Source organism: Kitasatospora sp. NPDC057198, assembly GCF_042670125.1.
Classification (GTDB): Bacteria; Actinomycetota; Actinomycetes; order Streptomycetales; family Streptomycetaceae; genus Kitasatospora.
Genome location: NZ_JBHUWH010000715.1, coordinates 1 through 2,663, shown reverse-complemented (window position 1 = coordinate 2,663; position 2,663 = coordinate 1). Strand labels below are relative to the sequence as shown.

2 protein-coding genes are annotated in these 2,663 nt (G+C 69.3%); both read right to left on the bottom strand.

Annotated elements, in window-relative coordinates; translation table 11 throughout:
- Positions 1 to 128: 128 nt before the first annotated feature.
- Positions 129 to 1,415 (bottom strand): cellulase family glycosylhydrolase, encoded by a 1,287-nt coding sequence (locus ACFUEL_RS38135; protein WP_380242572.1) that lies wholly within the window; start codon positions 1,413 to 1,415, stop codon positions 129 to 131.
- A 159-nt stretch (positions 1,416 to 1,574) separates the two neighbouring features.
- The coding region (locus tag ACFUEL_RS38130) for an extracellular solute-binding protein (RefSeq protein WP_380242570.1) at positions 1,575 to 2,663 on the bottom strand (1,089 nt) is incomplete at its 5' end.

The window sequence follows — 2,663 nt, the reverse complement described above, 5'->3', positions numbered from 1 at the left end:
CCGTAACGGAACCGGAAGCCGATGCGCGCCACGGCAGTGCACCGTCAGCAGAGCCGGGCTCGCCGTTCCCCGAGCCCCTGGTTTCGCCTCTCGTCGTTCGTACCGAGCCCCTGGCGGGGCTCTTCCGCTCAGACCGCGGCGGTCATCGCCTTCGCGTGGGCGGCGAAGAGTTGCGCGGTGGTGCGGGTGGGGTTGGCCGGGTCGTTGTTCCACATGACGCGGTGGCCGTCGTAGTCGGGGTAGTAGGAGCCGTCGTCGACGCGAGAGGTGAGCAGCCAGAACTGGTCGCCGGCCGCGCCGGAGGCGAGCGCGGCGTCGGTCCACGCCCGGTAGGCGGCGTCCCGGGCGGCGGTGTCGGCGATGTCGCGGCCGGCGTCGATCTGCAGGCCGAACTCCTCGACGACGACGGGCTTTCCGAGCGTGCGGCCGTCGGCGAGGTGGTCGGTGATCCAGCGGGTGCCCCACTCGGTGGCGTTGGTGCCGGGCTTGTTGCCGCTGGTCTCGCCCCAGTTCTGCGGGTAGACGTGCACGGTGCCGTAGTCGACGGCGGGCAGCGCGGTCAGCTTCAGCCAGTCGTTGCCCTCGTAGTCGGAGTACGGGTAGTCGGCCTCGCCCGCCCGCCCGTAGAAGCCTTCGTCGCCGACGGCGAGCAGTTGGCGCGGGGCCAGCGACTTCACGTAGGCGCTCATCTCGCGGGCCCAACCGAGCAGGGTGGCACCGGACTTGTCGCTGCGGCAGCGCGGTTCGTTGGCGAGCTCCCAGGCCATGACGGTGGGGTCGTCGGCGTAGCGCAGGCCGGTGCGGGGGTTGCGGCGCTGGATCACGTGCTTGGCCCAGGCCCGGTACGCCTTGCGGCAGTTGGCGTCGGTGTAGAACTTGTCGTGGTTGGTGCCGTCGCCGTAGGAGTCGTCGGGCAGGCCGAGGAACCAGGACACGTACTGCTGCATGCCGCCGTAGTCGGGCCAGTTGTTGACCAGCGGGAGGACGAGCTTCAGGCCGAGCTGTCCGGCCTTCTGGACGGCGTAGTCGAGGCTGTCGAAGGCGGCCTCGTCGTAGCTGAACGCCTTGGGCTGCAGGGCCCGGTAGGAGTGGCCGTCGCCGTCGGCGAACGCCCAGGCGCGGACGACGGTCAGGCCCATCGCGGCGGCGTCGTTCAGCACCGCGTCGATCATGTAGTGCGACTGCTGGTGGAGGTAGTAGCAGTTGGTGCCACCGAAGCGGAACTTCCGTCCGTCCAGGCGCAGTTCGCCGTTGCGGGCGGTGACGAACGGGCCGCGGCCCTTGCCGGAGCCGTTCTGGTTCCCGCGCTCCTGGTCGGCTGCGGAGGCGGTGCCGCCGAGCAGCGGGGCGGCGGCGAGGCCGAGGGCGGCCGCGCCGAGCAGGGTGCGGCGGGTGGTGCGGGGCTGGTCGTTCACGGCGGGTCCTCCGGACATGCGGGTGGGGTGGGGGTGGCGCCTGGGGGGATCGTGAAGTCCCTGGAGGGGTGCGGCGCGGCCGGAGGGGATCCGGCCGGGCCGCTGGGTCGACTGGGCCGCTGGGTCGACTGGACTGCTGGGTCGACTGGGCTGCTGCGGTCAGCCGTTGACGGTCTTCTGGGACTCGGACCACTTCTTGTCGAGCTCGGCGAAGTAGCCGTCCCGGTCGCCGGAGGCGGCGCCGCGGGCGATGTCGACGAGCTTCTGCCGGTAGTCCGGGGCGTCCAGGTTGATCTCCGCGCCCTTGTCGATCTTCTTGACGGTGGCGGACTTGTCCTGCTTCTGCCCGATCAGCTGCACCCCGTTGTCGGTGAACGCCTTGAGCGTGGACGGCAGTTCGGTGCCCTTGACCGAGGAGATGCCCTGCTCGGCCTGCGCCGCACCGGACTTGGTGATGTACCAGTCCAGCCAGGCCCGCGCGGCCTCCTGGTTCTTGGAGTGCTTGTTGATCGCGTACTTGTAGTCCGGCTGCAGGACGCTGCACGCCTTGCCCGAGGTGGAGGGGAACGGCATGTAGCCGATGTCGTCCGGGTTCGCGCCCGCCTTGGCCGCCGCGTCGCGCATCTGCGACACCGACCACGAGCCCAGGTACATCGCGCCAATCTTGCCGGTGCCCAGCATCACCTTCGACTGGTCCCAGTTGGTGGTGGTCGGGTCGTCCTCGGAGAGCTTCTCGCTGACGATCGAGTACACCAGGCTGTCGATGGTGTTCAGGTCGCCGCCCGCCGCCCAGGGCTGCGCGGTGTCGGCGAGCCTGTCCTTGGCGCCCTCGTCGCAGGACGGCGAGCCGATCGCGTCCGTCCACTGCCGCAGCGGCCAGCCGTCGTGGTAGTTGGTGTAGTACGGGGTGGCCGCTCCCTTGGCCTTGATGGCCTTCAGGTCGGCGAGGAACTCCTCCGGCGTCTTGGGCCACGTCGTGACGCCCGCGTCCGCCCACACCTTCTTGTTGTAGACGAAGCCGGTCACCGTGCCGAAGTTGGCGATGCCGTAGACCCTGCTGTTCACCGTCGCGTAGTCGGTCCACTGGTAGGTCTTCGACAGCTCGTCCGAAGTGCCCAGCGAGGAGAAGAAGTTGGGGAACTGGGCGATGGAGAGGTCGGAGGGGATCGGCAGCACGTCACCGTAGTTCTCGGTGTTCATGCGGATCTTGACTTCGCCCTCGTAGTCCTTCATCCCCTCGAACTTCAC